2 protein-coding genes are annotated in these 4,032 nt (G+C 25.7%); both read right to left on the bottom strand.

Features of this window, described 5'->3' with window-relative positions:
- Positions 1 to 213 precede the first annotated feature (213 nt).
- Positions 214 to 924, bottom strand: a complete 711-nt coding sequence (locus Q0087_RS01235) for a hypothetical protein (RefSeq protein ID WP_297897592.1) — start codon at positions 922 to 924, stop codon at positions 214 to 216.
- Between the two features lie 426 nt (positions 925 to 1,350).
- The gene (locus tag Q0087_RS01230) at positions 1,351 to 3,624 is read right to left on the bottom strand and encodes a right-handed parallel beta-helix repeat-containing protein (RefSeq protein WP_297897589.1); all 2,274 of its coding nucleotides are present in this window, start codon (positions 3,622 to 3,624) and stop codon (positions 1,351 to 1,353) included.
- Between the last annotated feature and the right edge of the window lie 408 nt (positions 3,625 to 4,032).

Genomic DNA, 4,032 nt, shown 5'->3' with positions numbered 1-4,032 from the left:
TCTAATTAAACTATTTCTAATTAAACTATTTCTAATTAAACTATTTCTAATTAAACTATTTCTAATTAAATTTATAGTCGTTTTAATCCTATTTATTTTTTATTATATAACTAAAAATCTTTTATTCTATTTCTATTCAATTTTAAATCAATTATAAACATTTTCAATGATTTAAAAATTTTCAAAATTTAAAAAATAATATAAGAAAAAGAATTAAAATGGACCTCTTCTATTTCTGTGCATTCTTCCATGTAAATGATTCCTAAAATGGAAACTATCTCCAAATTCACAGTCATAATCTTTATTATGATTTTTAAACATATTGAAACAATCTTTTCTAAAGTTAGAATAATCATTATCAATATCACAATCAAAAAGTCTAGATATAACCCTATCAGCAATAGCTTTTGTTTTTAAGATTTTAGATTTATTTTTTTCAAATATATCATTATCTTCATTGGTCTTAATAGAACTAACAGCTACCTCTTTCATATTTTCAATTATTTTTTCTTTATCAGCAGATTCTATATTGTTATAAATTAATTCTTCCCACTCTTGATCAATTTTTCTGATTTCAGAAGCTATATATTTTCCATAAGAGGTTAAAGATATTTTAACATGGGATTTTTTATCATCATTTTCCTCTGGAATATAGTTTTTATCAATTATTCCTAAGTGATATAATTCCATAAAAGCTTTTGTAGTATTCCTATCATTCATAAATAAATATTTAGCTAATTCTTTTTTAGAAATGCTATCTTTTTTATCAAGTTCGAATATTAAAGGAATTTGTTCCATGTTTATATTTAAATCACCAATTTTTTGGTTTAAATATAATATATACGCTTTATTAGCTATTGTCATGAAGTTAGCTAATGACAAATCTTCGAGTTCGTTTTCATTAAAATTTTCATCAAAATACATTTTTATACCTCATTTTTTTATTTTAAAGTTAAAATTTAGTCATCAAATGTGACAACTGTTACCCATGGTAACAATATATTATTTATGAATCAAACTATATAAATGTTACCCATGGTAACAATACATTTAATGAAAATTATAAAAAGAATAATAAAATAAATAATAAAATGAATAATAAAATGAATAATAAAATGATTAATAAAATAATTAAAATAATTTTAAATATAGAATAAATAAGAAAAATAGAATAAATTCAAGTATAAGCTATTTTAAAAGAATAAATTTAATATTTTAGCTAAATAAAAAAGTTAATAGAATTTTAAAAAAAATATAGGAAGATTTTTAATTAAAAAATATAGATTTTAAATCTATTTATTTTAATCTTTTCTTCCCTTTAAAATGTTTTTAATTTTTTGTTTTCTAGTTTTATTTTATTGGTCTGTAGACTTTTAGTTTTAGTTTAAATACGCCGTTGGATTTTAGGTTTAATTTGAACTTTATGTTGTTTTTTGCAAATTTATAGTTGAGTTTTTTGTTGTATACTTTCCATAGTTTGTATTTTAGGTTTTTAATTATGACTTTTGCATTTATTGTTTGTGAGCCAGAAGCCCCAAAGTTTTTAAAAGTCAACCATTTCATATAAACAACATTTCCATGTCTAACAGCTTTGCTATTATTCCTTTTAACAAGTCGGATATTTGGTACTTGAGGAATACCAAACTCTTCTTGAGCAACAGTATAAGCTACACTACCAGTAGAAGCTAAATAAAGATTATCCCCATTATAGTAAACCTTTGCATTATAATTACCTACTTTAGATGGAATATAAGGTAATTCCCATCTACCATCTGCACCAGTAACTACACCATAAGATTTACCACCAATAACAACATTCAAACTAGCACCACTTATAGGGTTTCCATTATCATCTACAAGAACACCGCGAACAATTGTTTGTTTACCAGCAGTAGCATTAGAAACAACAATAGTAACATTAGTATTGAACTTAGCTACATCCACACTTGTAGTATTGCTAACAGTAGAATAAATAAACTCATTATCATCCACATCAATTACACTAAACTCATCCATAACAACAAGAATATCATTTGTCCCTGCTTTGGTTGCAGTGTATATGAATTGAGCAACACCATCATTATCAGTTATTTCAGTTCCCAGTAAAACACCGTCAACATAGAAATTAACAGTAGCACCAACAAGAACATTACCAACAATATCAGTAGCCTTAACAGTCACAGTCACTACCCTACCAGAAACACTAGAACTAATAGCTAATATCGATTCTTGATCTAAATTAGCAGAAATAGTATTACCTTCCATAATAACAGTACCATTATTAGAAACTCCATAACCACCATTACCAACAATCACATTATCAACAATAGTAGCATTACCTTCATTAGTTATACCATCACCATTATTATCCTTAATAATATTATCCCCAATAATAGTAGAACTACCATTATTAAAAATACCTCCACCATTACTAGCAGTATTATTCTCAATAATATTACCAATCACAGTACAATTGTCACTATTATTACTAATAGAAATAGCTCCACCATTGTTAATAGCTTTATTTCCAGTCATATCATTACCTAAAATAATAACATTACTTCCACTATTCTGAATTGCTCCCCCACTTGATCCAGTATTGTTTATAAAAGTAGAACCAATTATATTAGTACCATTAGCATTATTACGTATTGCGCCACCAGTAGATATTGCTGTATTATTAATAAAAATAGAATCAAATATAGTTAAGTTATTATCCCCAGTATCGGGATTGTAAATTGCACCACCAGTAGATATTGCAGTATTATTAATAAAAATAGAATCAAATATAGTTACATTATTACCCCCATTATTTGAAAATGCACCACCATTATTCCCTTTGTTATTTATGAAAGTAGAGTTAATTAAAGTAAAATTACCTGCAACATTAAACCAAATTGCACCACCATTACCAATTGCTAGGTTATTGCTAAAAATAGAAGTAAATATAGTAACATTATTACCAGTATTACGTATTGCACCACCATTAGTAGAATTTGCCGTGTTATTTATGAAATTAGACCCCATAATAATCATGTTAGCACCACTATTAAAAATTGCGCCAGCACTTTCAATTCCAATATTATTTATGAAATTAGAATCAATAATAGTCATAAAATGACCAGCATTGGAAATTGCACCACCTCGACCATTGGTAGTTGTTGTATTAATTGCTATGTTATCGATAAATGTACAGCTTATTATAGTTAACCTATTATTTACATTATTGCTCAATATTGCTCCCCCATTATTTCCAATAATATTCCCATTTATGAATGTTATATTTATAAATGTTATATTATAACCAGTTCCTATTGTGTATATCCTAGATAGTCCCTGTGCGTCAATTATTACTTTATCTTTGGTTTTTCCTTGTATTGTGATGTTTTTGTTTATTGTCATGTTAGTATTGTTGTTGCCTGTATATGTTCCTTCGTCAAGTTCTATGATGTCGCCCGGAGCTGAATCATTGATTGCTTTGCTTATTCCACCAGAAGTTTGATTATCGATAGTAGTGGTTGTAGTTGCAAATCCACTTTGTAAGCTTATTGCAGCAAATAATATGATAGCTACTATGATTAAAGTGTGGATTGATATTTTTTTATAGTTTATAGTTTTTTCCATATTTTTCACCTCCATTTAATATTAAAAATTTTTTTATTATTTTTTTAATTTAATTCGATTTTATCACCATCAATCAGTAGATTAAATCATTTTGATTAAAAAAAAGAATGAAATAATTGCATATTAATCACTCGTTATGTTATTTTTTGAAAAAAAATATTATAATCTAAAATAAAATTGACTATAAACTTTAATTAAAAAAATAATATAATATAATTCTCAAATAGGAGTGCTATAATACCCTCATCTTTTATTAATCAGGAAAAGATTACATTATAAAAGAAACTTTTTATAACTAATTTTTTCCCCATTAATAAAAATAATGAACATTCACTAAACAATTAAAAGAAAAAACATCACTTAAAAAAACCCCCAAAAAAATTCACTTCATTATACCTGAATATAACG

Origin of the sequence: uncultured Methanobrevibacter sp. (genome assembly GCF_937881195.1) — an archaeon.
GTDB lineage: Archaea > Methanobacteriota > Methanobacteria > Methanobacteriales > Methanobacteriaceae > Methanobinarius.
Note: the sequence above shows the minus strand (reverse complement) of the source record. Positions and strands in the feature narration are given on the sequence as shown.